Raw genomic sequence first — 26,277 nt, 5'->3', positions numbered from 1 at the left:
CCGTCCCGCGGCATGACAGCCGCACCGCTCAGAGGGTACCGAACCAACACGCAGGCCACGGCCAATACCGGCCTATGAATGCCCATATATGCCACGAAGCACTATAGAAAACAGAAACGGGACCGACGGGGATCTCTCCCCGCCGGTCCCTGGCACCTCACCGCGTCAACGGTGCAGGGCCTCCGGCCTCCACGCTGAGGACTAGGCCTTGACCTGCGGTGAGGCCGCCTCCCCGCCCGGAGGCGTCGGCGGGGAGACAGCTTCTGCCTCGATCTCGTCGAGCTCCTCGAAGGCGTAGGCCGACTCGGCGTGCAGCTCGTGGTCCAGGCCGTTGGTCTCGACCTCCTCGGTGATGCGGAACCCGACGACGAGGTCGATGACCTTGGCGATGACCCAGGTGACGACGAAGGAGTAGATCATGACGCCGACGACCGCGACGACCTGGACGGCCAGGAGGCCGATGCCACCGCCGTAGAGCAGGCCGTCCGAGCCGCCGACCACACCCGCGGCCACGAGTCCGAGGACCACCGACCCGATGATGCCGCCGACCATGTGGATGCCCACGACGTCGAGCGCGTCGTCGTACTTGAACTTGAACTTCCAGCTGATGGCGTAGGCGCACACGGCGCCGGACAGCGCGCCGACGGCGATCGCGCCGAGGGGGGTGACGTTCGCGGCGGCCGGGGTGATGGCCACCAGGCCGGCGATGGCGCCGGAGGCGAAGCCCAGGGCGCTGACCTTGCCGTAGCGCAGGCGCTCGACGAGCATCCAGGCCCCGGTGGCGGCGGCGGTGGCGACCTGCGTGTTGACCAGGGCCAGGGCGGCGGTCTCGTTGGCGGCGTAGGCGGAGCCGGCGTTGAAGCCGAACCAGCCGAACCACAGGAGCGCCGCGCCGAGCAGCACGAACGGAAGGTTGTGGGGGCGCATCGACTCGGAGCCGAAGCCCTTGCGGCGACCGAGGACGAAGGTCAGGGCCAGCGCCGCCGCGCCGGCGTTGATGTGGACCGCGGTGCCGCCGGCGAAGTCGATGACCTCGTAGCCGCCGATGGTCAGGCCGCCGATCCAGCCGTCGCCCCAGACCCAGTGGGCGACGGGGAAGTAGACGAGCAGGGCCCAGACCGGGGCGAACAGCATCCAGGCGCCGAACTTGGCGCGGTCCGCGATCGCGCCGCTGATGAGGGCCACGGTGATCACCGCGAACATCATCTGGAAGCCGGCGTCGACGAGCAGCGGGTAGCCGCCCTCGCCGTCGGCCGCGGGCTCGATCTCGCCGATCAGGTTGCTGAGCCCGACGTAGTCGAAGCCACCGATGAACGCGTTGAGCGGACCGCCGTCGGAGTAGGTGAGCGAGTGGCCCACCACGACCCAGAGGACACTGACGATCGCGATGCTCGCGAAGCTCATCAGCATCATGTTCAGGACGCTCTTGGCCCGCGACATGCCTCCGTAGAAGAAGGCCAGGCCCGGGGTCATGAGCATCACGAGCGCTGCGCTGATGAGCAGCCACGCCGTGTTGCCGGTGTCAATCATTACGTCGCCTCCGTAGGACGGGCGGGGGATTGTGTCTGTGAGGGCGGCGGTCAGCGAGCGCATCATCGGGCCCGATGCAGATCACCACGCAGGCAACTGTCCGACCGGGGTGTTTCTCCCCGGGACCCGACGTGTTGCGCAGGGGTAAAAGGACAGCCAGAAGTGTTAACGCACCATGAACCGAACCCCCAGCACGCCCGAACGCACGTGCACCGGCACAGAGCGACCCCCGTCACATCAGCCGAGGAGGACCAAATGGTCACTCTCGGTCAGATCTCACGCCCGTGGGGACGGCGCCGTCAAGTAGGCGGCGCTCGGTGTTTCACCGGCGTGTCGATCGCATGAAACGGGCCGCCGCGGCGCCGGTGTCCGGGTACGGCCGGGTTCGCGCCGTGCGGACACGGCTGTGGCCGGGCACCCGGTCGGGTGCCCGGCCACGCTCGCGGATCCGCCCCGGCGACGGGGGAGCCGCCTCAGCCCAGGATGGCGTCCACGAAGACCTCGGGGTCGAAGGGCGCCAGGTCGTCCGGCCCCTCCCCGAGCCCGACCAGCTTGACCGGCACGCCCAGCTCGCGCTGGACCTGCACGATGATGCCGCCCTTGGCGGTGCCGTCCAGCTTGGTCAGCGCGATGCCCGTGACGTTCACGACCTCGCCGAACACCCGGGCCTGGCGCAGGCCGTTCTGCCCGGTCGTCGCGTCGAGGACCAGGAGCACCTCGTCGACCTGCGACTTCTTCTCCACGACCCGCTTGACCTTGCCCAGCTCGTCCATCAGGCCGGTCTTGGTGTGCAGGCGCCCGGCGGTGTCGATGATGACCGTGTCGGCGCCCTCCTCGATGCCGCGCGAGACGGCGTCGAAGGCCACGCTCGCCGGGTCCGCGCCCTCCTCCTTGCGCACGACCGGGGCCCCCACGCGGCTGCCCCACGTCTGGAGCTGCTCGGTGGCGGCGGCGCGGAAGGTGTCGGCGGCGCCGAGCACGACGCTGCGCCCGTCGCCGACCAGGACCCGGGCCAGCTTGCCGGTGGTCGTGGTCTTCCCGGTGCCGTTGACCCCGACCACCATGATCACGGCGGGGCGGCCGTTGTGGGGTTCGGTTCGCACGGTGCGGTCGGCGTCCGTGCGGATGTGCGCGAGGAGCTCCTCGCGCAGCAGCGCCCGCACCTCGTCGTGGCCGCGGCTGCCGAGCACCTTGACGCGGGTGCGCAGGCTCTCCACGATCTGGGAGGCGGAGGCCACGCCGATGTCGGCGGTGATGAGGGTGTCCTCGATCTCCTCCCAGGCGTCGTCGTCCAGGGTGTCGGAGGAGAGGAGGTTGAGCAGTCCCTGCCCGAAGGAGCTCTGCGACCGGGCCAACCGCGCGCGCAGGCGCACCATGCGCCCCGCGGAGGGCGGCGGGGTCTCCAGCTCCGGCGCGGCGGGCTCGGCGGCCGGGGCCTCCGGCGGGGCCTGCGAGGGAGGCGTGCGGACGGTTCCGGAGTCCCTGTCCCGGTCCTCCTCGACGGCGGTCGCCCCGGCGGCCCCCGTGGTCTCGGGTCCGGGTTCCTCCTTGCCCGGCTTGACCGGGCGTTGGGTCCTGACCAGGAAGAACCCGCCGACGGCCAGGAGCACGACGGCGATGACGATGGCGGCGATCAAGGTGATGTCCATAGCGTGCACCAGTCTCCCAGAGTGTTCGACGCGTTCGCGTCACGGCCGGGTGGCGTGCCGGGAACGAACGGTGCGCGGGGTCCGCGGCCGGTGGCCGCGAGTGCCCGCGCCGTCGCGCCTCAGGTACTGCGGTGGCGCGTGGTGCGCAGGATGAGAACGAAGAAGGGCGCGCCGAGAAAAGCGGTCACCACGCCGATGGGGAGCTCGGCCGGGGACACCAGGGTCCTGGCCACGATGTCCACCAGGACGAGGAAGGCCCCGCCGAACAGCACGGTCACCGGCAGGATCGCCCGGTAGTTGGACCCCACCAGCCGGCGCACCACGTGCGGGACGACGATCCCGACGAAGCCGATCAGCCCGCTCACCGACACCGCGGCGGCCGTGGCCAGCGACGCCGCGCCGATCACCACGATGCGCACCGCCGCCGGGTTCAGGCCCAGGCTGACCGCCTTGTCGTCGCCGAGGGCGAGCATGTCGAGCAGGTAGCCGCACAGCAGGAGGACGGCCAGGCCGACCACCGCGTAGGGGGCGATCAGCCGGACGTCGTTCCACCCGTCGCGGCCCAGCCCGCCGAGCAGCCAGGCGTAGATGCGCTGGAGCTGGTCGACGCCCATCTGCTGGACCAGGGTCTGGGCGGCGGAGAGGAAGGACGACACGGCCACGCCCGCGAGGACGAGGGAGGCCGTGCCACCGCCCCCCGCGGTGGACCCGAGCAGGTAGGCGGCCGCCACGCCGAGCAGGGCCCCGACGAAGGCGGCGACGGGGACCAGGGCGCGCGGCGAGCCGCCGAGCTCCTGGCCGAACACCATGACCAGGGTCGCACCGAGCCCGGCCCCGGCGGCGGCGCCGAGGAGGAAGGGGTCGGCGAGGGGGTTGCGGAACACGCCCTGGTAGGCGCCGCCCGCCGTGGCCAGGAGGGCGCCGACGATCGCGCCCATCACCACGCGGGGAAGGCGCAGCTCCACGAGCAGGGCCGCCTGCCGTTCGGTCAGGGGCGACTCCACCCCGAACGGCAGGAGGCTGAGGAGGTGCCGGACGATGTCGGCCGCCGACAGGGAGGCCGCTCCGGCGGAGATGCCGAAGAGGCCGGCCGCGACCAGCGCGACCGCTCCCACGGCCGCCCAGCCGACGGGGACGCCGACACCGCCCTTCACGCTAGTTCCCCGCGTTCTCGGTCACGGCCTCGCCGACCAGCTCGGCGAAGTCGACGACGCGAGGTCCCCAGCGGGAGGCGATGTCGGCGTCGAGCAGGTAGACGGCGTCGTTCCGCACGGCGGTGACGGTGTCGAAGGCCGGGCGCCCGGCGACGTCCTCGACCGTGGACTCGTCGCCGTAGGACAGGAAGACCATGTCGGGGTTCTCCTCGACGATGTACTCCTGTGACAGCTGCGGGTACCCGCCCGCGGAGCCGTCGTCGGCCGCGTCGGCGATGTTGACCAGCCCGAAGGACCGGTAGATCTGCCCGACGAAGGTCTCGGAGGTGGCGGAGAAGGACGTCTCGTCGAGCTCCTGGTAGAAGGTCAGCCCGGCGCCGTCGGCCGTGTCGCACACGCCCTCGACGACCGCGTTGAACTCGCTCTCCACCCGGTCCGCCTCGGCGTCGGCCTCGGCGGTGCGGCCGGTGGCGTCCCCGAGCAGGCGGATCTGCGCGTAGGTGTCCTCCAGGTCCTGGGCGGCGTCGATGACGAGGGTGGGAATGCCCACGGTCTCCAGCTGGGAGGCGGTGTCCTCGGCGCTGCGGGCGAGGACGACCAGGTCCGGGTCGTACTCGGTGACGGCCTCGACGCTGGGCTCGAAGCCGCTCAGCGCCGTGGTGGGGGCCTCCTCCGGGTAGTCGGAGTACTCGTCGGCGGCCTCGACCTGGTCGCCCGCGCCGATGGCGAAGAGCATCTCGGTGTGGCTGGGCGACAGGGAGACGATCCGCCGGGGCTCCTCCTCGAGGGTGACGTCGCCCGTGGCGCCGGTGAGGGTGACGGGGAAGGTGCCGTCGCCCACGGTGGGACGGTCGGGATCGGCCTCGGGGGCGCCGCAGGAGGCGGGCGCGGCGTCGGTCGTCGGCTCGGCCTCGGGCTCACCGTTCTCCGCCCCGCCGCCGCAGGCGGTCAGGGTGAGGGCGGCTCCGAGGAGGACGGCGGGGAAGGGGCGTGCGATCCGCACGGTGCTCCTTGCGGGACGGGGGAAGGAGCACGGTCCTGGCGGAGACTGGCCTGTCCTTCCCACGAGGACGGGTGAGTCGATGCCGGGAGGCGACCTGGCTCGTCCCCGCCGGGGCGGGGCTCCACAGTTGCGGGACAGCGCCGGATTGGACGGCCCCGCAGGGCCGCTGTACCGGACTTCGCTCCTTCGACACCGGACGGGCCGCCCGGAGGCGGCCCGACGTCCCCAGCCTACTCGCGTCCCCCCGGCTCCTCGCTGGCGGGCCGGTGGCCGCCCCGGCCTGCGTCTTCCCCGCATCTGCCCCGCACGGACAGGGGCCTGCGCAGAGCGACGGAACTCCGTACCAGAATTCCTTTTATCCCAGTACGAGGAAAAAGTGAATTCATGTCCGTTTATGAACCTCTCGTGAAACATCAACCCCTGGTGCAACTTGGCTCCACCATGTGGCCATATTGAGTCTTCGCGAACATTGACACATTCATGGCACACGGCAATGATCTCGTTGCTATGCGCGCCGATCAAACGAACAAGGACATGAAGCGGCGTATCCCCCTGAGCACCACATATGTCCTTAGTGGGGTATTCCGCTCCCCCGGTGTCCAGCGGCGTGCACCGAGAAGGGATGTGTTGACAAGGTGGTACCCCACCGATCACGCCTGGCGGCGCTCGCCGGGTTGACACTCGTGGCGGGCCTCGCCGCCTCCACACCGGCGAACGCCGACGAGGTCTCCGAACTCGCCCCCCTCCATCCCGCGCCCTCCTCCGAGAACGGTGAACTGACCCACCAGGCCAACGGCCTGTGGTTCATCGAGCTCGAGAGCCCGCCCACCACCGAGGGCACCTCCCCGGCGACGGTGGACGGCGAGCACGAGGACTTCCGGGCCGAGGCCGAGGAGCACGGCCTGGAGTACACCGAACGGCACTCGTTCAGCGAGCTGTGGAACGGCCTCTCCGTCCGCATGGACGACACACAGGTCGGCACCGCGCGGGAGATCCCCGGCGTGAGCGCCATCCACCCCGTCCTCACCTACCGGATCCCCGAGACCGGCGAGAACGTCCCCGACCTGGACACCGCGCTCCCCATGACGGGGTCCGACATCGCCCAGAACGAACTCGGGCTGACGGGCGAGGGGCTCCGGGTGGCCATCATGGACACCGGCGTCGACTACACCCACCCCGACCTGGGCGGGGGCGGGTTCCCCAACGACCGCGTGGTCGTCGGGCACGACTTCGTGGGCGACGACTTCAACGCCGGCGACCCCGCGTCCGTCCCCGTCCCCGACGACGACCCCCAGGACTGCAACGGGCACGGCACGCACGTCGCCGGGATCGTCGGCGCCGAGGGCGGGGTCACCGGTGTGGCGCCCGCCGTCGAGTTCGGGGCCTACAAGGTGTTCGGCTGCACGGGGTCCACCACCTCCGACATCATGATCGCCGCCATGGAGCAGGCCCTCGCGGACGACATGGACGTGCTCAACATGAGCATCGGCTCCTCGCACTCCTGGCCCCAGTACCCGACCGCCGTCGCCTCCGACAACCTCGTCGACGAGGGCATGGTCGTCGTCGCCTCCATCGGCAACGAGGGCGCCACCGGCCTGTACTCGGCGGGCGCCCCCGGCCTCGGCGAGGACGTGATCGGCGTCGCCTCCTTCGACAACACGCACATCCAGGCCGCGTCCGTGACCGCCAACCCGAGCGGCGAGGCCCTCGCCTACATGGAGATGGGCGCGGCCGAGCCGCCGCCCGCCTCCGGCGACACCGACGAGCTCGTCCACGTCGGACGGGGCTGCACCGCCCTGGGCGACGAGGTCGCGGACCTGGACGGCCGGACGGCCCTGATGGTGCGCGGCGAGTGCACCTTCGCCGAGAAGTACGACGCGGCCCTCGACGCCGGCGCCACCGGCGTCGTCATGTACAACAACGTGCCCGGCATGTTCGCCGGCGGCGGCATCGTCGACCGGGGCGCCTTCTCGATCGGTGTCTCCGACGAGGCCGGCGCCCACCTGCTGGAGCTCCTGGAGGGCGACGAGCCCGTCACCCTCACCTGGACGGGCGAGGACATCACCATCCCCAACCCGACCGGCGGGCTGATCAGCTCCTTCAGCTCCTTCGGCCTGGCCGCCGACCTGTCCCTCAAGCCGGACATCGGCGCCCCCGGCGGCCTGATCAACTCCACGTACCCGATGGACCAGGGCGGCTACGCCACCATCAGCGGCACCTCCATGTCGTCGCCGCACGTGGCGGGCGGCGTCGCACTGCTGCTGCAGGCGCGCCCCGACCTGGACTCGCACGAGGTGCGCACCGTCCTCCAGAACAGCGCCGACCCGAAGGCGTGGTGGGGCAACCCCGGCCTGGGCCACCCCGACAACGTGCACCGCCAGGGGGCGGGCATGCTGGACGTCCCCGGCTCCGTGCTCGCCACCACCACCGTGACCCCCGGCAAGCTGTCCCTCGGCGCCACCGGGGAGGCCGTGACCGAGACGGTCACCATCACCAACGACGGTGACGGAGAGGCCACGTACGAGCTCTCCCACGAGGCCGCCCTGGGCACCCACGGCGACACCTTCGCGCCCGGCTACAACGACGGCTCCGCCGAGGTGGCCTTCGACAGCGACTCGGTGACCGTCCCCGCCGGGGGGTCGGCCGAGGTGCGGGTCACCGTCACCCCGCCCGCCCAGGACTTCGAGCAGATGATCTACGGCGGGTACGTCACCGTGTCCGAGACCGGCGGGGAGACCTACCGGGTCCCGTACGCCGCCTACAACGGCGACTACCAGGAGATCGAGGCCATGACCCCGATCAGCGACGGGTCGGGCGTGGTCGCGGACCTGCCGTGGCTGACCAGGATCACGGAGTGCGAGGCCTTCTCCGGCCTGGACTGCGCGAGCGACAGCGGCGGCACGTTCGAGAACCAGCCGGACGGCGCCTCCTACACGATGGAGTGGGTCGACGGCCTTCCCGACGTGCCGTACGTGATCGCGCACTTCGACCACCACGTCACCAGGCTCGACATGGTGGTCATCGACGAGCGCACCGGCCGCCCCGTCCACCCCGACCGCAACGTGGGGGTGTCGGTGGACCACGTGCACCGCAGCGCGACGAGGACGTCGTTCTTCAGCTACCCGTGGGACGGCACGGTCGTGGACAGGCACGGCCGGATCACCGACGTGAGGGACGGCTCCTACCGGCTGGAGGCCCGCGCGCTCAAGGCGCTCGGCGACCCCGACAACCCGGACCACTGGGAGACCTGGACCTCCCCGGTCATCACCATCGACCGCGGGTAGTCCCGCACGCGCCACGGGGCCGTCCTCCCCCCGGGGAGGGCGGCCTCCGCCGTGTCCGGCCCCCGGCCCGCCGGCGCGGACCGGGCCGGGACACGAACGCGGGCACCACGGCGACGACCGCCGTCCGCCCCCCCGGGCCGCGGGGACGCCACGGGCGGGCGGAGAGGGGTGCGCGACCGGAACCGGCCTCAGGCCGGGCGCACGAGCTTCTGGCTGATGACCTGCGAGATGCCGTCGCCCTGCATCGTGACGCCGTACAGCGCGTCGGCCGCCTCCATGGTGCGCTTCTGGTGGGTGATGACGATCAGCTGCGACGAGGCGCGCAGCTCCTCGAAGATCACCAGCAGCCGCTGGAGGTTGGTGTCGTCCAGGGCCGCCTCGACCTCGTCCATCACGTAGAACGGCGACGGGCGCGCCTTGAAGATCGCCGCGAGGAACGCCACCGCGGTCAGGGACCGCTCCCCGCCGGACAGCAGGGACAGCCGCTTGACCTTCTTGCCGGGCGGCCGGGCCTCGACCTCGATGCCGGTGGTCAGCATGTCCTCGGGCGAGGTGAGGAGCAGGCGCCCCTCGCCCCCCGGGAAGAGGCGGCCGAAGATCGCCGCGAACTCGCGCTCCACGTCCAGGTAGGCGGACGCGAACACCTCCTGCACGCGGGCGTCCACCTCCTGGACGATGTCCATCAGGTCGCGCCGGGTCTTCTTGAGGTCCTCCAGCTGCGCGTTGAGGAACGCGTGCCGCTCCTCCAGGGCGGCGAACTCCTCCAGGGCCAGCGGGTTGATCTTGCCCAGCTGGTTGAGCTGGCGCTCGGCGGCCTTGGCCCGCTTGGCCTGCACCTCGCGCACGTACGGCAGCGGCACGGCCTCCTCGCCCGCGTCGGCGGGCGGCGGCACGGGCACGCGCGGACCGTACTCGGCGACGAGTGTGGGCACGTCGACGCCCAGCTCCTCCATCGCCCTGGTCTCCAGCTGCTCCAGGCGCAGGCGCCGTTCGGCGCGGGCCACCTCGCCGCTGTGCGCCGAGCTGGTCAGCTTCTCCAGGTCGACGGACAGCTCGCGGACCCGGGCGCGCACGGTCCTCAGCTCGCCGTCGCGCGCCTCTTTCCCGGCCTCGGCGACGGCCCGCTCGTTCTCGGCGGCCGCGAGGGACACGGCGATCCGCTCCAGGGCCAGCCGCGCGCTCTCGGCCACCGCCCGGGCGACGGTGGCCTGCGCGGCGCGGGTCCGGCGGCGCTCGACGGCGCGCTCCATGGCGCGCCGCTCCTCGAAGGCCTGCGCGCGCAGCTGCTCGGCGCGCCCGGCGATCGACCGGGCCCGCTCCTCGGCGGTGCGCACCGCCAGGCGGCGCTCCATCTCGGTGGCCCGGGACCGCGAGGCCCGGACGGCGAGCTCGTCGCGGGTCTGCGCGTCGGGGGCGTCCTCCTCAATGGAGGCGGCCACCTCCTCGGCCTCGGCCAGCTCCTCCTCCAGCCGCGCCAGCTTCTCGGCGTTCTCGTCCCTCGCGGCGGAGGACGTGGCCGCGGCGGCCGCGTAGCGCTCGGACTCCGCCTCCGCCGAACGCGCCTGGCCGCCGAGCTTGCCCAGCCTCTGCGCGGACTCGTTGCGCTTGCGGTCGCTCTGGCGGCGGCGGGCGGTGAGCTCGTCGGCCCGGGCGGCCAGGTCGGCCCGTTCGCGCTTCTTGGCCTCGAGTTCGGCGGCGATCCGCTTGGCGCTCTCGGTGGCCGCCTCCAGCTTCTCCCCCGCCTCGTCCACCGCGGCCTGGACCTCCAGGAGGCTGGGCGCCCCGGCGGAGCCGCCCTGCACCAGCGCCTCGGTGAACAGGTCGCCCTCGGGGGTGACGGCCCGGACCCCGGGCAGGGCGGCGACGAGGGCGCGGGCCGCGTGGACGTCGTCGGCCAGGGCGGTCCGGTCGAGCAGCGCGGTGACGGCTCCCCGGAGGTGGTCCGGGACCACGACGGCGTCGACGGCGTACCGGACGCCGGCGGGCAGTACGGGCCAGGTCTCGCGGGGCGCGGAGGGCACGGCGTCGGCGACGACGACGCCCGCGCGGCCCGCGTCGCGGTCCCGGAGGAGTTCGAGGGCGGCGACGGCCGTGTCGGGGGACTCCACCGCGACGGCTCCCGCGGCCGCGCCGAAGGCCGCCGCGACCGCGGTCTCGTGTCCGGGGTCGACCTGGACGAGGGCGGCGAACCCGCCCAGCATGCCGGGCAGGCCTGAGTCGAGGAGGGGGCCCGCGCCGTCCTTGTGCGCCAGGCCCAGCTCGAGGGCCTCCTTGCGGGCGAAGAGGGCGGAACGCTCGCCCTCGGCGGTGCGCTCGGCATCGCGGAGCCGGTTGAGGTCGGTGTCGGCCGCGGAGAGCTGACGGGCCGCCAGTTCCTGCGCGGAGTCGAGTTCGGCGTCGCCCTCGTCCAGCCCCGCGGACTCCTCGGCGGCCATCTCGTACTCCGCCTGCGCCTGCCGGGCGCGCTCCGCGGCCTGCCGGGCGGACTCCTCCAGCCTCGTGGTCTCGTCCTCGTCGGAGGACAGCCGGCCGCGCAGGCCCTCCACCCGGGCGGACAGGCGGACGAGGCCCTCCCGGCGCTCGGAGGCGGCGCGGGCGGCGGCCTCCAGCCGCTTCTCCTCGCGGTGCAGCGCGTCCTCGGCGGCGGACCGCTCGGTGACGGTGGCCTCCAGGGCCTCGCGGGCCTCCTCCAGCCGGGTGAGCAGCTCCTCCTCCTGGGCGGCGGCCTCCTCGGCCTCCGTCTCCAGTTCCTCGGGGTCGCGGCGGTGGACGGGCTCGTCCGCGACGTCGGCCAGGTTGCGGTGGCGCTCGTCGGCGAGGCCGCGCACGGCGTCGAGCCGCTCGGTGAGGCGGGAGAGCGCGTGGTAGGTCTCGGAGGCCTGGGCGAGGGCGGGCGCGGCCGCGGTGGCCTGGGCCTCCAGCTCCGTCTCGCGCTCCTGTGTCCGGGCGAGGGCCGTCTCCGCCGCCCGGCGCCGGGTGAGGACCTCCTTCTCGTCGGCCTCCTCCTTGGCGAGCTGCTCGGTGAGGGTGACGATGTCGTCGGCCAGCAGGCGCAGGCGCGCGTCGCGCAGGTCGGCCTGGATGACGGCGGCCCTGCGGGCCAGCTCGGCCTGGCGGCCCAGCGGCTTGAGCTGGCGGCGCAGCTCGGCGGTCAGGTCGTTGACGCGGTCGAGGTTGCCCTGCATCGCGTTGAGCTTGCGGATCGCCTTTTCTTTGCGCTTGCGGTGCTTGAGGATGCCGGCGGCCTCCTCGATGAGGGCGCGGCGCTCCTCGGGGCCGGCGTGCAGGACGGTGTCCAGCTGCCCCTGGCCCACGATGACGTGCATCTCGCGGCCGATGCCGGAGTCGCTGAGCAGGTCCTGGATGTCGAGGAGGCGGCAGGTGTCGCCGTTGATGGCGTACTCCGAGCCGCCGTTGCGGAACATGGTCCGCTTGATGGTGACCTCGGTGTAGTCGATGGGCAGGGCGCCGTCGGTGTTGTCGATGGTGAGGCTGACCTCGGCACGGCCCAGCGCCTGGCGGGTGGAGGTGCCCGCGAAGATCACGTCCTCCATCTTGCCGCCGCGCAGGGACTTGGCCCCCTGTTCCCCCATCACCCAGGAGAGCGCGTCGACGACGTTGGACTTGCCCGAGCCGTTGGGACCGACCACGCAGGTGATCCCGGGCTCGAAACGCAGGGTGGTGGCCGACGCGAACGACTTGAAGCCGCGCAGCGTCAGATTCTTCAGATACACGCACACCTCCCACGGCGCTCACCTGCCATTCACGGCACGACCATCCAAGGGTGCCACGAAGCGGTGACCGCGGGGGGTGGTTCCGGCCGACGTCCTCCGATGGAATCGGCCGCTGACCTGGGTCGGGGCCGGGATCGGGGGAGGGGGGATGTCCGGCGGACACGGAGGGTTGTGACAGGGTCCGCCGGGTACAACGGTAAAGGAAGCCGCAAGGGAAAGGAAAATCTGCGGCGTGCGGGCTCTCGCCGGACCGTGGTGGCCGACGGGTTCCTCAGGGACGCCTGGATGACGCGTTCGGCGCCCCCGCCGGTGAACGGAACATCCCGGAAACGGTCGGCCTGTCGGCCGGTACGTCGGTGGCGCGGGTCAGGCGAGCGCGGGCTCGCGGTCGGTCGCGCCGGCGGCGACATCGGTGACGGCCATGTTGAGCTGGTCGTTCTGTGCCTGAAGACGGCTGATCTCGTCCTCGAGGTCGCGTACCCGCTTCTGCAGCCGCCGCATCTCCGAGACCATCCGAGGGTCGGAGCCGCCGACGTGGCCAAACAGAGCCTTCGCCATGATGTAGGTCCTCCACACTGAGTGACCAGTGGATTCTGCGCATGCGATGTCCCGCGGGATTTCCAACTGGAGTTGTCCTCTACGCGGGTGGAAGGTTGCGCGATGTGCCTTCCAGAGTCTCACTCTGCGCGCCGCCGGTCAAGATTGGATTACGACAGTACGTAACGACCACAACCCAGCGAGAGACGATCTGGGCACGTGGTGGCGCACGATTCAAACGTGACGACCCCCGGCTCCGCCGGCGTGTGCGGGCCTCCAGGGGTCCCGCACGATGATCGCCCCACACCCCCCGGAACCCTTGCCACGAGCCCTCTGGGCCGCCGCGGTTCCGCGGTGTGCTCGAATCGCGTTACGCCTCCAGCATACTCACCGCTCGACGAAACCGGTGAACCTGCCCCCAGCCGGAGCCCAACGTTCGACCACGGAGTCCACACGACCGGGTGTACCGCCGCCCCGGAGATGGCCAAGAAGGCGTTCACAGGCGTCCCTCGGGCCTTCGGCGACCACCTCGACCCGGCCGTCCTCGAGGTTCGTGGCGGCCCCGGTCAACCCCAGTTCAAGGGCGCGAGCACGCGTCCACCAGCGGAAACCCACTCCTTGGACGTGTCCCCGCACCCAGGCGGTCATCCGCACGGATGCGCTCTCGTTCCCCACGGTCCGACCTGCTTCCTTACCCGACAGACAGAGTTCTCTCACCGACACGCCCAAGTTCCGGCACCGGGACGTCCAGGACTCCGTCAGGAGCACGGCAAGAGTGCTCCCGGAATCCACCGGGTCACCCGCCGGGCCCGTGCCCTGGTCCCGTGTCCCCTCAGGAGCGCGGTCGCGGCCGCTTCTGGCAGCGCGGACAGCTGAACGAGGAGCGGTTCATGAACGCCTCGCGCACGATGGCCGTGCCGCAGCGGCCGCACGGCCGGTCCCTCCGCCCGTAGGCGTTGAGCCCGCGTGAGAAGTAGCCGCTCTCCCCGTTGACGTTGACGTACAGGCCGTCGAAGGTGGTCCCTCCCACCTCCAGCGCCTCGGTCATCACGTCGCGCGCGTGCCCCAGCAGCTCCGTCGCCCGGCCGTCCGACAGGGCCCGCGTGGAGTGCGCCCAGTGCAGGCCGGCCCGCCACAGCGCCTCGTCCGCGTAGATGTTGCCGACGCCGCTGATGAGCGACTGGTCCAGCAGCGCCCGCTTGACCTCGGTGTCCCTCGCGCGCAGCGCCCGCACGAACGCCTCCGGGACGAACGCGGGGTCCAGCGGGTCCAGGGCGATGTGGTCCACGGACGACGGCACGTCGACGCGCTCGCCGGGAACGTCCACCATCACGTGGCCGAAGGTCCGCTGGTCCACGAAGCGCAGTTCGGCGCCGTCCGAGAGGGGCAGGCGCACCCGCAGGTGACGCTCGTCGGGCTTGCCCGCGGGCTGGACCAGCATCTGCCCGCTCATCCCCAGGTGGGCGAGGAGCATCTCGCCGCTGTCCAGGACGAGCCACAGGTACTTCCCGCGCCGGCGTGCCGACGTGGGGACACGGCCCTCCAGACGGGCGGCGAAGTCGGCGGCGCCGGGCTCGTGGCGCCGTACCGACCTGGGGTGCAGGACCTCGACGGCGCCGATGGAACGGCCGACCGCGTGTTCGGCCAGTCCGCGGCGGACGACCTCGACCTCGGGCAGTTCGGGCATGGCCGCCTCAGCCCCGGCCCTCGCCGGAGGGGTTGTCCCCGGCGGTCTCGGCGGCCCGTGCCTCGGACCTGGCCTTGATGGCCTTCCACGCGGACTCGGCGGCCTGCTGCTCGGCCTCCTTCTTGCTGCGGCCCTCGCCCAGGCCGTAGCTCTCCCCCGCGACGCGGACCGTGGCCCGGAAGGTCTTCTGGTGGTCGGGGCCGCTCTCGTCCACGTGGTACTCGGGGACGCCGAGCATCTCGGCCGCGGTGAGCTCCTGGAGGGAGGTCTTCCAGTCCAGGCCCGCCCCCAGCCCGGAGGCGGTGGCGATGAGCGGGTCGAAGAGCCTGTGCACGAACTCCGACGCCACGTCCAGCCCCCTGTCCAGGTAGACGGCGCCGATGATGGCCTCGAGGGTGTCGGCGAGGATCGAGGACTTGTCCCGGCCCCCGGTGCCCTCCTCGCCCCGGCCGAGGCGGATGTAGGCGCCGATGCCCAGGCCGCGGGCCACGTCGGCGAGCGCGCGCATGTTGACGACGGCGGCCCGCAGCTTGGCGAGCTGCCCCTCGGGCAGGTCGGGGTGCTTGCGGAAGAGGGTGTCGGTCACCACCAGGCCGAGCACGGAGTCGCCCAGGAACTCCAGGCGCTCGTTGGTCGGCAGCCCGCCCTTCTCGTAGGCGTAGGAGCGGTGGGTCAGGGCCCGGAGCAGGATCTTCGAGTCGACCTCGACCCCGATGGCCCGATGGAAAGCCCGGGCCTCGGAGACGGAGAGTTGGCTAGCCACTCGTTCACTTCCCTGTTCGTACGCGCCGTGGAGCGGCGCGCGGACGGCTGGAGTCGGGTGTGGACCCCGCGGCCCGTCAGGGGTGCTCGAAAACGAGGTGACCGTCGCGGGAGCGTCCGCTCCCCCGGCAACCACCACGAACTCGGGAACCCGAGGGGCCCGGATCTCTGGTGTGGTGCTCGGTGTTCCTGTTGCTTGTCGTCGTGTGCCCGCTGTCTCTGGGATCACTCTACAAACCCCGGCGCCGCGCTGTCTCGCGAGCGCCCGCCCGGTCAGGGCGCCGGCGGCCTCCCCGCCCCGGCAAGCACGACGGGGCGGACCCGTGGAGGGTCCGCCCCGAGATGAGTCGGGAATCGGGTACCGGGACCCGAAGCCTGTCATCCGCGCCTAGGCCGGGTTGATGACCTGGCGGTTGTTGTAGGTGCCGCACGTCGGGCACGCGATGTGGGGCTGCTTCGGGTCACGGCAGCGCGGGCAGTTGACCAGCACCGGGCGCGAAGCCTTCCACTGGGAACGGCGGGTCCGGGTGTTGCTCCGCGACATCTTCCGCTTCGGGACGGCCACTTCAATCCTCCTGGGTCACCCCCGCGCGGTCGCGGGAGGTCGCTTATCTGGTCACCCCGCGCGCTGTGGCGGGGAGGGTGTGCTCCGGTCGTCGCCGGCGCCGACAGGCGCCGTCCGCGATCGGTTCACGAGCTCATCGTTCGCCGGGGTCGTCCGCGAGATCGCGGAGCGCCTCCCAACGGGGGTCGACGTTGTCACCGTGGCCGTGGTCGGGGCCGACCTCGGCGAGTTTGGCCCCGCACTCGGAGCACAGGCCGGGGCAGTCCGGTCCGCACAGCGGTGAGAGTGGGAGCGCCAGCACGACGGCGTCTCGGACCACCGGTTCGAGGTCGAGCAGATCGCCCTCTAGATAGTAGTCCTCATCCTCGTCGGCCGCGTCCTCGTCCACCCCGGAGACCTTGTCGTCCTCGTCGCCGGGGTAGCGGTACATCTCCTGGAAGCCCGCCTCCATGTCGTCGGACAGGGGGTCGAGGCAGCGCGAGCACTCCGCGGTGAGCTGGCCGCGCACGGTGCCGGTGACGAGGACGCCCTCCATCACCGCCTCCAGCCGCAGGTCCAGCTCGACCTCGCTGCCCTCGGGCACGGCTGCCATCGCCGTCGCGAACGCCTCGGGGACGGTCACGATGCGGTTGACGGTCCGCATCGACCCCGGCTGGCGGCCCAGCTGGCGGGTGTCGACCACGAACGGGTCGCGAGGATCTAGACGAGACAGGGTAATCGCGCTTTCACGAGAAGACGGGTCGCCGGGCGCGCGGAAGGCGTCGTGACGACGGCCGCGACCAGCGCGAGCGCACACCGAGAACCGGCGACGCCCATGGTCAAACCCTGATCCTACCTATCATGTCCCCGACCACCCAAATCAGGCCCCGATCAGCGCTGTGCCAGGGCCTTCCGGAACAGGGTCGGGCGCCGTCCGCGCCGCCGCGGGGCGGGACCGGGACCCGCGCGTGCGGCGGATCCGCGTGGTCCGCCTCCACCCCGGGGTGAGGGCGGGCCGGGGCGCGTGCGGCGGATCCGCGGGCCGGAGCCCCTCAGCCCTGGGAGTCCCTCTTCGCGTACTTCTCCCGCAGGCGGCCCTGGACGTAGGGGGTGACCAGGCTGGAGACGTCGCCCCTGTGCTGGGCGATCTCGCGCACCAGGCTGGAGGACAGGAACGAGTACTGGGGGTTCGCCGTCATGAACACCGTCTCCACACCCGAGAGGCGGTAGTTCATCTGGGCGATCTGGAGCTCGTAGTCGAAATCGCTGACCGAGCGCAGGCTGCGCACGATGGTCTCGATGCCGTTCTCGCGGCAGAAGTCGACGAGGAGGCCGTCGAACTCGCTGATCCGGACGTTGTCGAACTCCGCGGTGCCCTCCTCCAGCATGTCCAGCTTCTCCGGGACGCTGAACAGCCCGCGCTTGTTGACGTTGTTGAGCACGGCGGCGACGACCTCGTCGTACTGCTTGGCCGCCCTGCCGATGATGTCGATATGACCGTAGGTCACCGGGTCGAAGGACCCCGGACAGACGACACGGCGCACGGTGGATCGCCCCTCTCAAGAACTACCTTCGGGTAACGCGATGGTAGGGGCTCACTCCTGCGCCAATCCGGGCAACACCCACTTAGTGTCCGCATTCACGCACGGTCCGGACTCTCGTGCGCTTGTCGCACGACAACCGCCCCGAACTCACCCCCGCACCCGGGGACCCCTACCCCGCATGTGCGAAAACAGACACTCTGCCCGCTTTCGACCGGTTGTCGCCGTGGCCGGAGGCGCTCGTGGGGGGCGGACGGGGGTGTGCGGGAACGCACCGGGGAGGGGCGCGGGGGCGTGTGTGTGACGGGCCCGGGGGACCGCGCCGCAGGCGTCAGTCGAGGGTGGTGGAGGGAGACGGGCCCTGGGGAGAACCGCGCCGCAGGCGTCAGTCGAGGGTGGTGGAGGGAGACGGGCCCTGGGGAGAACCGCGCCGCAGGCGTCAGTTGAGGGTGGTGGAGGGAGACGGGCGGGCGTACCAGAGAACCGCCTCCCCGTACCCGCGGCTGCGGTCGAGCTCCAGCCCCGGGGGCCACGCGGGTTCGGCGCCGCGCTTGGAGCGCTCGACGACGACGAGGGCGTCCGGGGTGAGCCAGCCGCGCCCGGCGAGGTCACCGAGGACTCCGGCGACCTCGTCGTCGGTGACGGCGTAGGGCGGGTCGGCCACCACGAGGTCGTAGGGAGCGCCGGGGTTGTCCTGGCCGACGACCCGTTCCACCCGGTCGGACGCCAGGCGCGCTCCGGAGAACCCGAGCACCGCGATGTTGTCCCGGATCACCTGGGCGGCCTTGCGGTCGGCCTCCACCAGCAGCGCGTGGGCGGCGCCGCGGGACAGGGCCTCCAGGCCGATCGCCCCGGAGCCCGCGTACAGGTCCAGGACACGGAGGCCGTCGAGCGGGCCGAGGTCGGACCGGGCGGAGGAGAACAGCGCCTCGCGGGCGCGGTCGCTGGTGGGGCGGGTGTTGCGGCCGTCGGGCGCGGAGATGCGCCGTCCGCGGGCCGTCCCGGCGATGATGCGGGTCATGCCCCCACGGTAGCGGCCGGGGGCGGCGGACCGCGGTGCCGACCGGGGGCAGCACGGTGCGGGCGGAGCCGGCGGCCCCCTGATACCACGGTAGGCCGGTCGGCGGGGCCCCGCCAGACCCGTCGCCCGCCTGTGGACGGGCGGGTCGGCGGGCGGGGCCCGGTGCGCCGCAGGGGCCGGGACTCCGCCGGGGCGGAGCCGGATCCCGGAACCCCACGGGGGCGGGCCGCGTCCGGGGGGCCACGCCGGACGGGGGTGCGCCCGGACGCCCGGCGGGTCGGCGGGCGGGGCCCGGTGCGCCGCAGGGGCCGGGGCGCGGCGGAGCGGAGTGTCCCGTCCGGGGCAGGAGAACCCCGGACGGCCCCGGCCGCCTCGCGCCCGGCCCCTCGCCTCCCCGGTCAGGTCTTGTCGAGGTACTCCGCCCGCTCCTCCGGGAGGAGCGCCTCGAGGGCCTCGGCCAGCGGGGGGTGGGCCTCCAGCCCGGGGTCCTCGGCCACGTAGGCGGTGGCCTCCTCCCGGGCCTCGCCGATCAACTCCTCGTCCTTGAGCAGGGTGAGCATCCGCAGGCTGGAGCGGGCCCCCGACTGGGAGTCGCCCAGGACGTCGCCCTCGCGCCTCATCTCCAGGTCCACGCGGGACAGCTCGAACCCGTCGGTGGTCGCCGCCACGGCCGCCAGCCGCTCCCGGGCCGGCGAGCCCTCCTCCGCATCGGTGACCAGCAGGCACAGCCCGGGCAGCCCGCCCCGCCCGACCCGGCCCCTCAGCTGGTGGAGCTGAGAGACCCCGAACCGGTCCGCGTCCATGATGACCATCACAGTGGCGTTGGGCACGTCCACGCCGACCTCGATGACGGTGGTGGAGACGACCGCGTCGGTCTCCCCCGCGGAGAAGCGGCGCATGACGGCGTCCTTGTCGTCCGGGGCCATCCGGCCGTGCAGGCTCTCCACGCGCAGACCGGAGAGCGGGCCCTCCGCGAGCCGGGCCGCCACCTCCAGCACGGCGAGCGGGGGGCGCCCGCCGGGGGCGTCCCCCTCCGGGGCGGCGCCGACCTCCTCGCCGGCCTCCCCGGCGTCGTCGTCGCCGATCCTCGGACAGACCACGAAGGCCTGGTGGCCCTCGGCCGCCTCCTCCCTGATGCGCTCCCAGCCCCGGGTCAGGAAGTGCGGCTTCTCCGCGGCGGGCACCACGTGCGTGGAGACGGGGGCCCGCCCGGAGGGCAGCTGTGTGAGGGCGACCACGTCGAGGTCCCCGTAGACGGTCATCGCGACGGTGCGCGGGATCGGCGTGGCGGTCATCACGAGCACGTGCGGACGGCCGTCCACGGCCTTCTCCCGCAGGGCGTCGCGCTGCTCCACACCGAACCGGTGCTGCTCGTCCACCACCACGAGCCCCAGGTCCGCGAAGGACACGTGCTCCTGGAGGAGGGCGTGGGTGCCGACGACGATCCCCGCGGCGCCGGAGGCGGCGTCCAGCAGGGCCTCCCTGCGGGCGGCCGCGTTCATGGAACCGGTGAGCAGGGCGACCCTGGTCGCGGTGTCGGCCCCGTCGATCTGCCCGGCGCGTCCGAGGGCGCCGAGCATGGCGTTGACGGAGCGGTGGTGCTGCTGGGCGAGGACCTCGGTGGGGGCGAGCATGACCGCCTGGCCGCCGGAGTCGACCACGCGGAGCATCGCGCGCAGCGCCACCAGGGTCTTTCCCGCGCCCACGTCGCCCTGGAGCAGGCAGTGCATGGGGTGGGAGGCGTCGAGGCGCCGGGCGAGGCGTTCGCCGACCTCCCTCTGGCCGTCGGTGAGCGTGAACGGGAGCTGTGCGTCGAAGGCGTCGAGGATCCCCCCGTCCGCCCCGGGCCGGGGCTTGGCCGGCAGCTCCTCGGCCTGCCTGCGGCGGCGGGCGAGCGCGAGCTGGAGCACGAACGCCTCGTCCCACTTGAGGCGGCGCCGGGCCGCGCCGACGTCGGCCCACTCCGCGGGCCGGTGGATGCGGCGCAGCGCGTCGGCGACGCCGAGCAGTCCGCGGCTCCCGCGCAGTCCGGGGGGGAGCGGGTCGGGGAGGCTGTCGACGTCGGCGAGGACGGTGGCGACCGTGCGCGCGATCGTCGTGGAGTCCAGGCCCTTGACCGCCGGGTACACGGGGATGAGCTCGTCGGCGTAGGCCTGGGCCCGCTCCTCCGTGTCGCCCTCCTCGTCGAGGAGCTCGTACTGGGGGTGGTCGAGCTGGCGGCGGCCCTTGAAGGTGGACACCCGCCCCGAGAACATGGCCAGCCGCCCGGGGACGAGCGCGTTCTGGTGGTACGAGCCCCGGTTGAAGAAGGTCAGGTGCAGGCGGCCGGTGCCGTCGGTGACGGTGGCCTCCATCATGTCCATGCGCCGGCGCCCCTGCCGGGCGGGGACGGTCCGCCTCCTGGCGTCCAGGACGCGGGCCTGCACGGTGACCTCCTCCCCCTCGCGCAGCGCGGCGAGGTCGGTGAGGTCGCCCCGCCGGTCGTACCTGCGCGGGTAGTAGCGCAGCAGGTCACCGAGGGTGTGCAGGTCGAGCTTCTCGGCGAGCGCCTTCGCCGTCTTGCCCCTGAGCGGTCCCCTGCTCAGCGGTTCGTCCCAGGTAGTCACGTCTGTTCCCGTCCCGGCGTCTCTGGATCGCTGGTCACCGCAACGGTAGACCCCCGCTGCGACGCTCGGGCGCCCACCGCGTCGTCGTCCGCCGGGATTCCGGGGGCCGGCCGGCGGCGGGCCCCGTCGGCGGCCGGGCGTCCGCCCCACCGGACCGGGGTATACTCGTCAGAGTTCATCGCGTTTTCGCCATGCCCGCCATGGGGGATTCGATGCGCCGGTGGGTGCTGGGGTCCTCGACCACACCACGTTCCACCGTTGCGCGTACGGGCGCTGGCCAGCGGTCTGATCCGTGTACGGCCTTGTCCTTCGTGTACTCTTCCACGGTTGGCGTCCGCGCCGACCTGTCCGCCCGACCTCTCCCGGTCGGATGAATCTTCGCGTGCGGCGACGTGCGCGATCCTGAGCGCTTGAATGGAGTTACCGTGGCTTCCGTATGCGACGTTTGCGGCAAGGGACCAGGGTTCGGTAACAGTGTTTCCCACTCGCACCGTCGCACCCGCCGCCGCTGGAACCCCAACATCCAGACTGTTCGCACCCGTGTCGGTGGCACGCCCAAGCGCGTGAACGCCTGCACCTCGTGCATCAAGGCCGGCAAGGTGACCCGCTAGGGTCCCCGCACCGCTGCATGTTCCTCGATGGCCCTCCGACCACGGTCGGGGGGCCTTCGTCGTGCCTCCGCCCCGACGGTACGGGACCGGGCGCGGCGGCCCGGCCGCACGGGGGCGGCCGTGCTCCGGCCGCCGGGGTCACAGCTCGCAGACGTGCCCGTTGAGGGAACAGCGCACCGGGCTCTGCGGAACGCCCAGGGCCTCGAAGGTCAGGGTGGCGGAGGCTCCCGGGTCCAGCCCGTCCCGGTCCCCGGGCTGCCGGGCGAGGATGCCGTCGTCGATCGGCTCCCAGTCGGCGTCGGTCACGTCGGTGATCTCGGCGCTGTCGAAGGCCAGGGCCAGTTCCCAGGCGTCGAGCCTGGTCCGCGAGGTGTTGGTGACGGTGACGTGGCCGGTGAACCCGGCCGACGTCGTCCCCAGCACCTGGTAGGCGACCGTGGTGGGCTCCGCGCCCGCCTGGTTCTGCGGGACCCGGGGCCGGTCGGCGGCCGACTCGTCCCCCTCCGTCCCCGGGGAGGCGTCGTGGGTCGGCTGGGCCCCGTCCTGCGTCCCCGGCGTCCGGCTCGAGCCCGGCGCGCCGCCGAACTGCAGATAGATCTGCGTGGTGCTGTAGCCGAACAGGATCAGCCCGAGGATGACACCGGAGACGACGAGCACGTTGAGGAGCCGGGGCGGTTCGACGCGTTTGGGCACCGTGCTCTCGATGAGGCCGCCGAGCCGTCGCAGCGCGCCGACGTCCGTCGGCTCACTGCGGTGCGCACCCCGCCGGGTGCCGTTCTGCCAGCCATGGCGCCCCATAAACCGCCTCTCGACGCTCCGCTGCCCGCCCGTCGCCCTCGGTCACGCCGGGATGTCTTCTCCGCCCGTTCCCGGGCCGCTCCTCATGGGGCTTCCCGGGGCCGCCGCGCCACACGGACCCGGGCGGTCAGCCCGGAACGAGACGCGGGCCGCGTTGGCAAAGCCTAGCGTGACAGCCAAACAGGACAAATCCAAAGGGGCTCACCCTTCGCGGAAATGATCCCAGCCCCTGTTCCGGGGCGCACGCCCGTCCACTGTGACAGGGTTCTCGTCCCCCGCCCCGCCACCGCCCGGCGTCCCGGCCGCGGGGTCGGTGACCGACCCGATCCGGTGCCAGTGGCCCGGCAGGGCGGTGCCCGGGGGGAACGCCGCGACCAGCGCGTGGTCCTCCCCTCCCGCGACCATGAGGGCGACCGCGGCCTCCGCCGCCGCCCCGGGCCCCTCGGCGCCGAGAACGGCGACCGCCTCCAGGAGCGCGGGGTCGGGGCGCAGCGCCGCCGAGTCCAGGTCGATGCGTACGCCGCCGGCCCGGCAGACGTGCCCGAGGTCCTGCACGAGACCGTCGCTCACGTCGAGCATGGCGGTGGCGCCGAGCCGGGCGGCCTCGACGCCCCGCGCGTAGGGCGGGCTGGGGCGGCGGTGCTCGGACAGGCACTCGGCCGGGCCGTCGATCCCCCGTTCCAGCAGGGCCAGGCCGGCGGCGGACAGCCCGAGGTGACCGGTGTAGGCGACCACGTCGCCCGGCCGGGCCCCGTCCCGGCGGACGGGCGCCCTCCCCTGGAGGTCGCCGAGGGCGGTGACGGCGATGGTGAGGGTGTCCGAACCGACCATGTCGCCGCCCACGACGGCCCCGCCCGCGACCGCGCACTCGTCGCGCACACCGGCGGTGAACTCCTCCGCCCAGGCCACGGGGAGGTCGGAGGGGGCGGCGAAGCCGATGAGGAGGCCGGTGGGACGGGCGCCCATCGCGGCGATGTCGGCGAAGTTCTGGGCGACGGCCCGGTGGCCGACGTCCCGGGCGGTGGACCACTCCCTCCGGAAGTGGCGCCCCTCGACCAGCAGGTCGGTGGTCGCGACCGTTCGGCCGTCGGGCGCCGCGACGACCGCCGCGTCGTCGCCGGGTCCGAGGATTACATCGTCCGTCGTGGGGAATTGGCTCGTCACGCGCGTGATCAGAGCGAACTCCCCCAGGCCCCCAATGGTGTTCTGCACAGGGATCAGGGTACGGTGACGCTCCGGCGCAGCGGTCCGGACCCACGTCCGTCATCCGTTCGTCATCGGCCGCACCCCCGGCTCGGCCGGGAACCGCTCACCGCCCACCGCTCACACCCGGCGCACACGAAGGAGTTCTCATGGTGCAGGCATACATCCTGATCCAGACCGAGGTCGGTCAGGCTGCGGAGGTGGCGGAGCGGATCCGGGGCATCGAGGGGGTCGAGACGGCCCACGACGTGACCGGGCCCTACGATGTGATCGTCCAGGCCGAGGCCTCCGACATCGACTCGCTGGGCACCCTCGTGGTGGCGCGGATCCAGCGGTTGGACGGGATCGCCAGGACCCTCACCTGTCCCATCGTCAACATCTGACGCGCTCCGCCGCGTCGGCGGCACCCCGGGGGTTGCTTGTGCTGAAGCGGTTCGCCGGAGCGGCTCTGGCCGTCGCGCTCGTGGCCACGGGCTGCGGCGCACAGACCGTGCGGATGGAGCCCCCCGAGGCGGACGAGGCGACCGCGCGGACCTGCGCGGGGCTCGTCGAGGCGCTGCCGGACACACTGCTGGAGGCCGAGCGCGCCCGGGTGCGCCCCGATTCGGAACTCACCGCGGCCTGGGGCGACCCGGCCATCGGACTGCGCTGCGGGGTCCCGCGGCCCGTGGTCCTCGCTCCGGACTCCCTCCTCCAGGAGGTCAACGGCGTGGCCTGGCTGCCCCAGCCGGAGGACGCCCCCACCCTGTACACGGTCGTCGGGCGCGAGGCCTACGTCGAACTGTCGGTCCCGCCGGCCCACGGCGCCCCGGCGGGGGCGCTGAGCACGGTCAGCGACCTGGTCTCCGAGCACGTCCCGCCCCTGCCCGACGGCGAGCTCTGACCGGTCCCGGACACACGGGCGGGGGCCGCCGGCGTACGGCGGCCCCCGCGGTCGTCGGACCCGGCCGAGGGGCCGGGTCCTCCTCTCAGGCGTTCACGGAGCGGACGGGGACGCCGTCACTCCTCTTCCTCCATGGGCTGCTCCTCGGAGCCCTCGGCCGGCGCGTCGGGGTCCTCCTCGCCGGAGCCCTCGCCGCCCTCGGCTCCCCCACCGGTGAGCAGGGACTCGACCTCGGCCGCCGTCTCCGCGACCTGGCCGGAGCAGGAGGCCCCCGGCTCGGGCACGTCGGTGCCGCGCTCGTAGAGGCGCACGAACCGCTGGAGCATCTCGTCGTCGGCGGTCTCGGCCGTGATCTGGCGGCCCCAGCTCGAGGCGACGATCGGCGCCTCCATCTCACCCTCGTAGGGGCTGATGACGAGGTAGTCGCCCGCGCTGTACATGCCCACCAGCTGCTCGACCTGGTCCTCGGGGAGGCCGGGCTCGTAGTTGATCCACACGGCGCCGTGCTCCAGGGAGTGGACCGCGAACTCGGGGGTGACCGGCTCGGGGTACACGCCGCAGTTCTGCCAGGCGCTCCAGTGGTCGCCGCCCACGGGCGGGGACTGCTCGTAGTCGACCGGCTGACCCGTCTCGACGTGCTCGTACGAGGGGACCTCGTACTCGGCCACGTTGGAGACCGACCGGCTGCGGACCTCCATGAAGACGAGGAAGGCGATCAGGCCCACCACCAGAACCACAGCGGTGACGACCCCGGAAATGGTAAGGATCTTACGGCGGCGCTCCTCTTTGAGGCGTTGCGCCTTGAGCTCGGCTGCGCGTTGGCGGCGCTCCTCCGCCGTCTTCTTCTTTGCCACGGGGTCTCCTGAGGTGGGTGGTGACATAAGGGACTTATCTATCCTCTACTTTGGCACCACAGTTGGGCGATTTGACCAGGATGGTTCCTATGGAACAGACGAACGGCCCCGATTCGGGAGCCGCCGACGGCGTCGGGGACGCCGACGGAACCCCGGACGAGGGCGAGCACTCCCGGGCGGAGCGGCTCTCGGAGGAGGGCGCGTCCCCGCAGGTGTCATGGCGTTCGGTACCGACCTGGACCACGGTGATCCTCGTCGCACTGGCCCTCGCCGCGGGGTATCTCCTCGGGCGCCCGTCCTACCCGCTGGACACGGGGGCGGACGCCGGATTCCTGCGTGACATGAGCGCTCACCACGCCCAGGCGGTGGACATGTCGATGGTCATCCTGGACAAGACCGAGGACCCCGAGCTGCACACAGTCGCCACCGACATGACCCGTACGCAGCAGGCGCAGATCGGCATCATGCAGGGCTGGCTGATGGCCTGGGACCTGCCCGCCCGGGGGGCCCAGCCTCCGATGACCTGGATGGAGGGGCACGACCACGGCGACGGCGGTGGGGAGGTCCCCGACACCATGCCGGGTCTGGCGAGCCCCGAGGACCTGGAGGCCCTGGAGGACGCCGAGGGCGTGGAGGCCGAACTCCTGTTCCTCGAACTCATGATCGCCCACCACCGGGGCGGCATCGAGATGGCCGAGGCCGAGGTGGACCTGGGCGGCGAGGAGATGGTCACCCGGTTCGCCCAGGGGATGATCGACGCCCAGCAGTCGGAGGTGAACCTCATGGAGGGCATGATCGACGAGCGGAGCGGCTCCGGCGGGGACTGACCGACCGCTCCCGCACACGACGACGGCGCGCACCCGGCCACCGGGGCGC

22 protein-coding genes are annotated in these 26,277 nt (G+C 72.5%); 5 read left to right on the top strand and 17 right to left on the bottom strand.

Features of this window, described 5'->3' with window-relative positions; translation table 11 throughout:
• Positions 1 to 201: 201 nt before the first annotated feature.
• From ABZ234_RS15945 to ABZ234_RS15930, 4 genes are all read right to left on the bottom strand, one after another.
• Positions 202 to 1,530, bottom strand: coding sequence for an ammonium transporter (locus ABZ234_RS15945; protein ID WP_267946451.1), 1,329 nt, complete (start codon positions 1,528 to 1,530; stop codon positions 202 to 204).
• A gap of 473 nt (positions 1,531 to 2,003) precedes the next feature.
• Complete coding sequence (ftsY, locus tag ABZ234_RS15940; protein WP_267946452.1) at positions 2,004 to 3,179, bottom strand: signal recognition particle-docking protein FtsY; 1,176 nt, start codon at positions 3,177 to 3,179, stop codon at positions 2,004 to 2,006.
• Between the two features lie 119 nt (positions 3,180 to 3,298).
• Positions 3,299 to 4,333 (bottom strand): iron ABC transporter permease, encoded by a 1,035-nt coding sequence (locus ABZ234_RS15935; protein WP_330158519.1) that lies wholly within the window; start codon positions 4,331 to 4,333, stop codon positions 3,299 to 3,301.
• 1 nt (position 4,334) lies between these two features.
• A complete protein-coding gene (locus ABZ234_RS15930; RefSeq protein ID WP_355012544.1) occupies positions 4,335 to 5,336 on the bottom strand; it encodes an ABC transporter substrate-binding protein in 1,002 nt (333 codons plus the stop codon).
• A 635-nt stretch (positions 5,337 to 5,971) separates the two neighbouring features.
• Between ABZ234_RS15930 and ABZ234_RS15925 the strand changes: the two genes are divergently transcribed.
• On the top strand, positions 5,972 to 8,620 hold the full coding sequence (locus ABZ234_RS15925) for a S8 family serine peptidase (protein ID WP_355012543.1): 2,649 nt from the start codon (positions 5,972 to 5,974) through the stop codon (positions 8,618 to 8,620).
• A gap of 188 nt (positions 8,621 to 8,808) precedes the next feature.
• Here the strand turns inward: ABZ234_RS15925 and smc are convergent, their stop codons facing one another.
• The 10 genes from smc to recG all read right to left on the bottom strand — a co-directional run bounded on the left by smc (position 8,809) and on the right by recG (position 21,052).
• The gene (gene smc / locus ABZ234_RS15920; protein WP_355012542.1) at positions 8,809 to 12,354 is read right to left on the bottom strand and encodes a chromosome segregation protein SMC; all 3,546 of its coding nucleotides are present in this window, start codon (positions 12,352 to 12,354) and stop codon (positions 8,809 to 8,811) included.
• A gap of 366 nt (positions 12,355 to 12,720) precedes the next feature.
• Positions 12,721 to 12,912 carry a hypothetical protein gene (locus ABZ234_RS15915; RefSeq protein ID WP_267946457.1) on the bottom strand — a complete coding sequence of 64 codons (192 nt, stop codon included), beginning with the start codon at positions 12,910 to 12,912 and terminating at the stop codon, positions 12,721 to 12,723.
• A gap of 366 nt (positions 12,913 to 13,278) precedes the next feature.
• A complete protein-coding gene (locus tag ABZ234_RS15910; RefSeq protein ID WP_267950509.1) occupies positions 13,279 to 13,539 on the bottom strand; it encodes an acylphosphatase in 261 nt (86 codons plus the stop codon).
• A 184-nt stretch (positions 13,540 to 13,723) separates the two neighbouring features.
• Entirely contained in the window at positions 13,724 to 14,578 is an 855-nt protein-coding gene (gene mutM / locus ABZ234_RS15905; RefSeq protein WP_355012541.1) for a bifunctional DNA-formamidopyrimidine glycosylase/DNA-(apurinic or apyrimidinic site) lyase, read from the bottom strand.
• Positions 14,579 to 14,585: 7 nt separating this feature from the next.
• On the bottom strand, positions 14,586 to 15,341 hold the full coding sequence (rnc, locus tag ABZ234_RS15900; protein WP_344176459.1) for a ribonuclease III: 756 nt from the start codon (positions 15,339 to 15,341) through the stop codon (positions 14,586 to 14,588).
• Positions 15,342 to 15,728: 387 nt separating this feature from the next.
• A complete protein-coding gene (gene rpmF, locus ABZ234_RS15895) occupies positions 15,729 to 15,905 on the bottom strand; it encodes a 50S ribosomal protein L32 (RefSeq protein ID WP_121187691.1) in 177 nt (58 codons plus the stop codon).
• Between the two features lie 133 nt (positions 15,906 to 16,038).
• The gene (locus tag ABZ234_RS15890; RefSeq protein WP_355012540.1) at positions 16,039 to 16,587 is read right to left on the bottom strand and encodes a DUF177 domain-containing protein; all 549 of its coding nucleotides are present in this window, start codon (positions 16,585 to 16,587) and stop codon (positions 16,039 to 16,041) included.
• Positions 16,588 to 16,936: 349 nt separating this feature from the next.
• Complete coding sequence (gene coaD, locus ABZ234_RS15885) at positions 16,937 to 17,428, bottom strand: pantetheine-phosphate adenylyltransferase (RefSeq protein ID WP_267946461.1); 492 nt, start codon at positions 17,426 to 17,428, stop codon at positions 16,937 to 16,939.
• A gap of 436 nt (positions 17,429 to 17,864) precedes the next feature.
• A complete protein-coding gene (gene rsmD / locus ABZ234_RS15880; protein ID WP_344176461.1) occupies positions 17,865 to 18,446 on the bottom strand; it encodes a 16S rRNA (guanine(966)-N(2))-methyltransferase RsmD in 582 nt (193 codons plus the stop codon).
• Between the two features lie 398 nt (positions 18,447 to 18,844).
• Positions 18,845 to 21,052, bottom strand: a complete 2,208-nt coding sequence (gene recG, locus ABZ234_RS15875; RefSeq protein WP_355012539.1) for an ATP-dependent DNA helicase RecG — start codon at positions 21,050 to 21,052, stop codon at positions 18,845 to 18,847.
• Positions 21,053 to 21,477: 425 nt separating this feature from the next.
• On the opposite strand from recG, the gene rpmB reads away from it, so the two are divergent.
• A complete protein-coding gene (gene rpmB / locus ABZ234_RS15870; RefSeq protein ID WP_013151263.1) occupies positions 21,478 to 21,663 on the top strand; it encodes a 50S ribosomal protein L28 in 186 nt (61 codons plus the stop codon).
• A gap of 138 nt (positions 21,664 to 21,801) precedes the next feature.
• Here rpmB and ABZ234_RS15865 read toward each other — a convergent pair whose 3' ends face one another.
• Together ABZ234_RS15865 and ABZ234_RS15860 are read right to left on the bottom strand one after the other, a co-directional pair.
• The gene (locus ABZ234_RS15865) at positions 21,802 to 22,461 is read right to left on the bottom strand and encodes a cellulose binding domain-containing protein (RefSeq protein ID WP_267946464.1); all 660 of its coding nucleotides are present in this window, start codon (positions 22,459 to 22,461) and stop codon (positions 21,802 to 21,804) included.
• Between the two features lie 201 nt (positions 22,462 to 22,662).
• On the bottom strand, positions 22,663 to 23,673 hold the full coding sequence (locus tag ABZ234_RS15860; RefSeq protein WP_267946465.1) for a thiamine-phosphate kinase: 1,011 nt from the start codon (positions 23,671 to 23,673) through the stop codon (positions 22,663 to 22,665).
• A 140-nt stretch (positions 23,674 to 23,813) separates the two neighbouring features.
• On the opposite strand from ABZ234_RS15860, the gene ABZ234_RS15855 reads away from it, so the two are divergent.
• Together ABZ234_RS15855 and ABZ234_RS15850 are read left to right on the top strand one after the other, a co-directional pair.
• The gene (locus tag ABZ234_RS15855) at positions 23,814 to 24,047 is read left to right on the top strand and encodes an Lrp/AsnC ligand binding domain-containing protein (RefSeq protein WP_267946466.1); all 234 of its coding nucleotides are present in this window, start codon (positions 23,814 to 23,816) and stop codon (positions 24,045 to 24,047) included.
• Between the two features lie 38 nt (positions 24,048 to 24,085).
• Positions 24,086 to 24,547: a DUF3515 domain-containing protein gene (locus ABZ234_RS15850; protein WP_267946467.1), complete on the top strand. Its 462-nt coding sequence runs from the start codon at positions 24,086 to 24,088 to the stop codon at positions 24,545 to 24,547.
• Positions 24,548 to 24,663: 116 nt separating this feature from the next.
• Here ABZ234_RS15850 and ABZ234_RS15845 read toward each other — a convergent pair whose 3' ends face one another.
• Complete coding sequence (locus tag ABZ234_RS15845) at positions 24,664 to 25,401, bottom strand: DUF3105 domain-containing protein (RefSeq protein ID WP_267946468.1); 738 nt, start codon at positions 25,399 to 25,401, stop codon at positions 24,664 to 24,666.
• An 89-nt stretch (positions 25,402 to 25,490) separates the two neighbouring features.
• Here ABZ234_RS15845 and ABZ234_RS15840 point away from each other — a divergent pair, with 89 nt between their 5' ends.
• Entirely contained in the window at positions 25,491 to 26,228 is a 738-nt protein-coding gene (locus ABZ234_RS15840) for a DUF305 domain-containing protein (RefSeq protein WP_355012538.1), read from the top strand.
• Positions 26,229 to 26,277: the final 49 nt, after the last annotated feature.

This window comes from Nocardiopsis sp. NPDC006198 (assembly GCF_040613895.1).
Lineage (GTDB): Bacteria > Actinomycetota > Actinomycetes > Streptosporangiales > Streptosporangiaceae > Nocardiopsis > Nocardiopsis tropica.
The sequence above is the reverse complement of the archived record's forward strand: the minus strand, read 5'-3'. Positions and strand labels throughout refer to the sequence as shown.

What these genes read in the sequence shown, in the direction of transcription:
- ABZ234_RS15865 (WP_267946464.1), bottom strand. Translation starts at nt 22,461, where the DNA reads ATGGGGCGCCATGGCTGGCAGAACGGCACCCGGCGGGGTGCGCACCGC.
- ftsY (WP_267946452.1), bottom strand. Translation starts at nt 3,179, where the DNA reads ATGGACATCACCTTGATCGCCGCCATCGTCATCGCCGTCGTGCTCCTG.
- mutM (WP_355012541.1), bottom strand. Translation starts at nt 14,578, where the DNA reads ATGCCCGAACTGCCCGAGGTCGAGGTCGTCCGCCGCGGACTGGCCGAA.
- ABZ234_RS15910 (WP_267950509.1), bottom strand. Translation starts at nt 13,539, where the DNA reads ATGACCGCCTGGGTGCGGGGACACGTCCAAGGAGTGGGTTTCCGCTGG.
- ABZ234_RS15840 (WP_355012538.1), top strand. Translation starts at nt 25,491, where the DNA reads ATGGAACAGACGAACGGCCCCGATTCGGGAGCCGCCGACGGCGTCGGG.
- ABZ234_RS15915 (WP_267946457.1), bottom strand. Translation starts at nt 12,912, where the DNA reads ATGGCGAAGGCTCTGTTTGGCCACGTCGGCGGCTCCGACCCTCGGATG.
- rsmD (WP_344176461.1), bottom strand. Translation starts at nt 18,446, where the DNA reads ATGACCCGCATCATCGCCGGGACGGCCCGCGGACGGCGCATCTCCGCG.
- ABZ234_RS15855 (WP_267946466.1), top strand. Translation starts at nt 23,814, where the DNA reads ATGGTGCAGGCATACATCCTGATCCAGACCGAGGTCGGTCAGGCTGCG.
- ABZ234_RS15945 (WP_267946451.1), bottom strand. Translation starts at nt 1,530, where the DNA reads ATGATTGACACCGGCAACACGGCGTGGCTGCTCATCAGCGCAGCGCTC.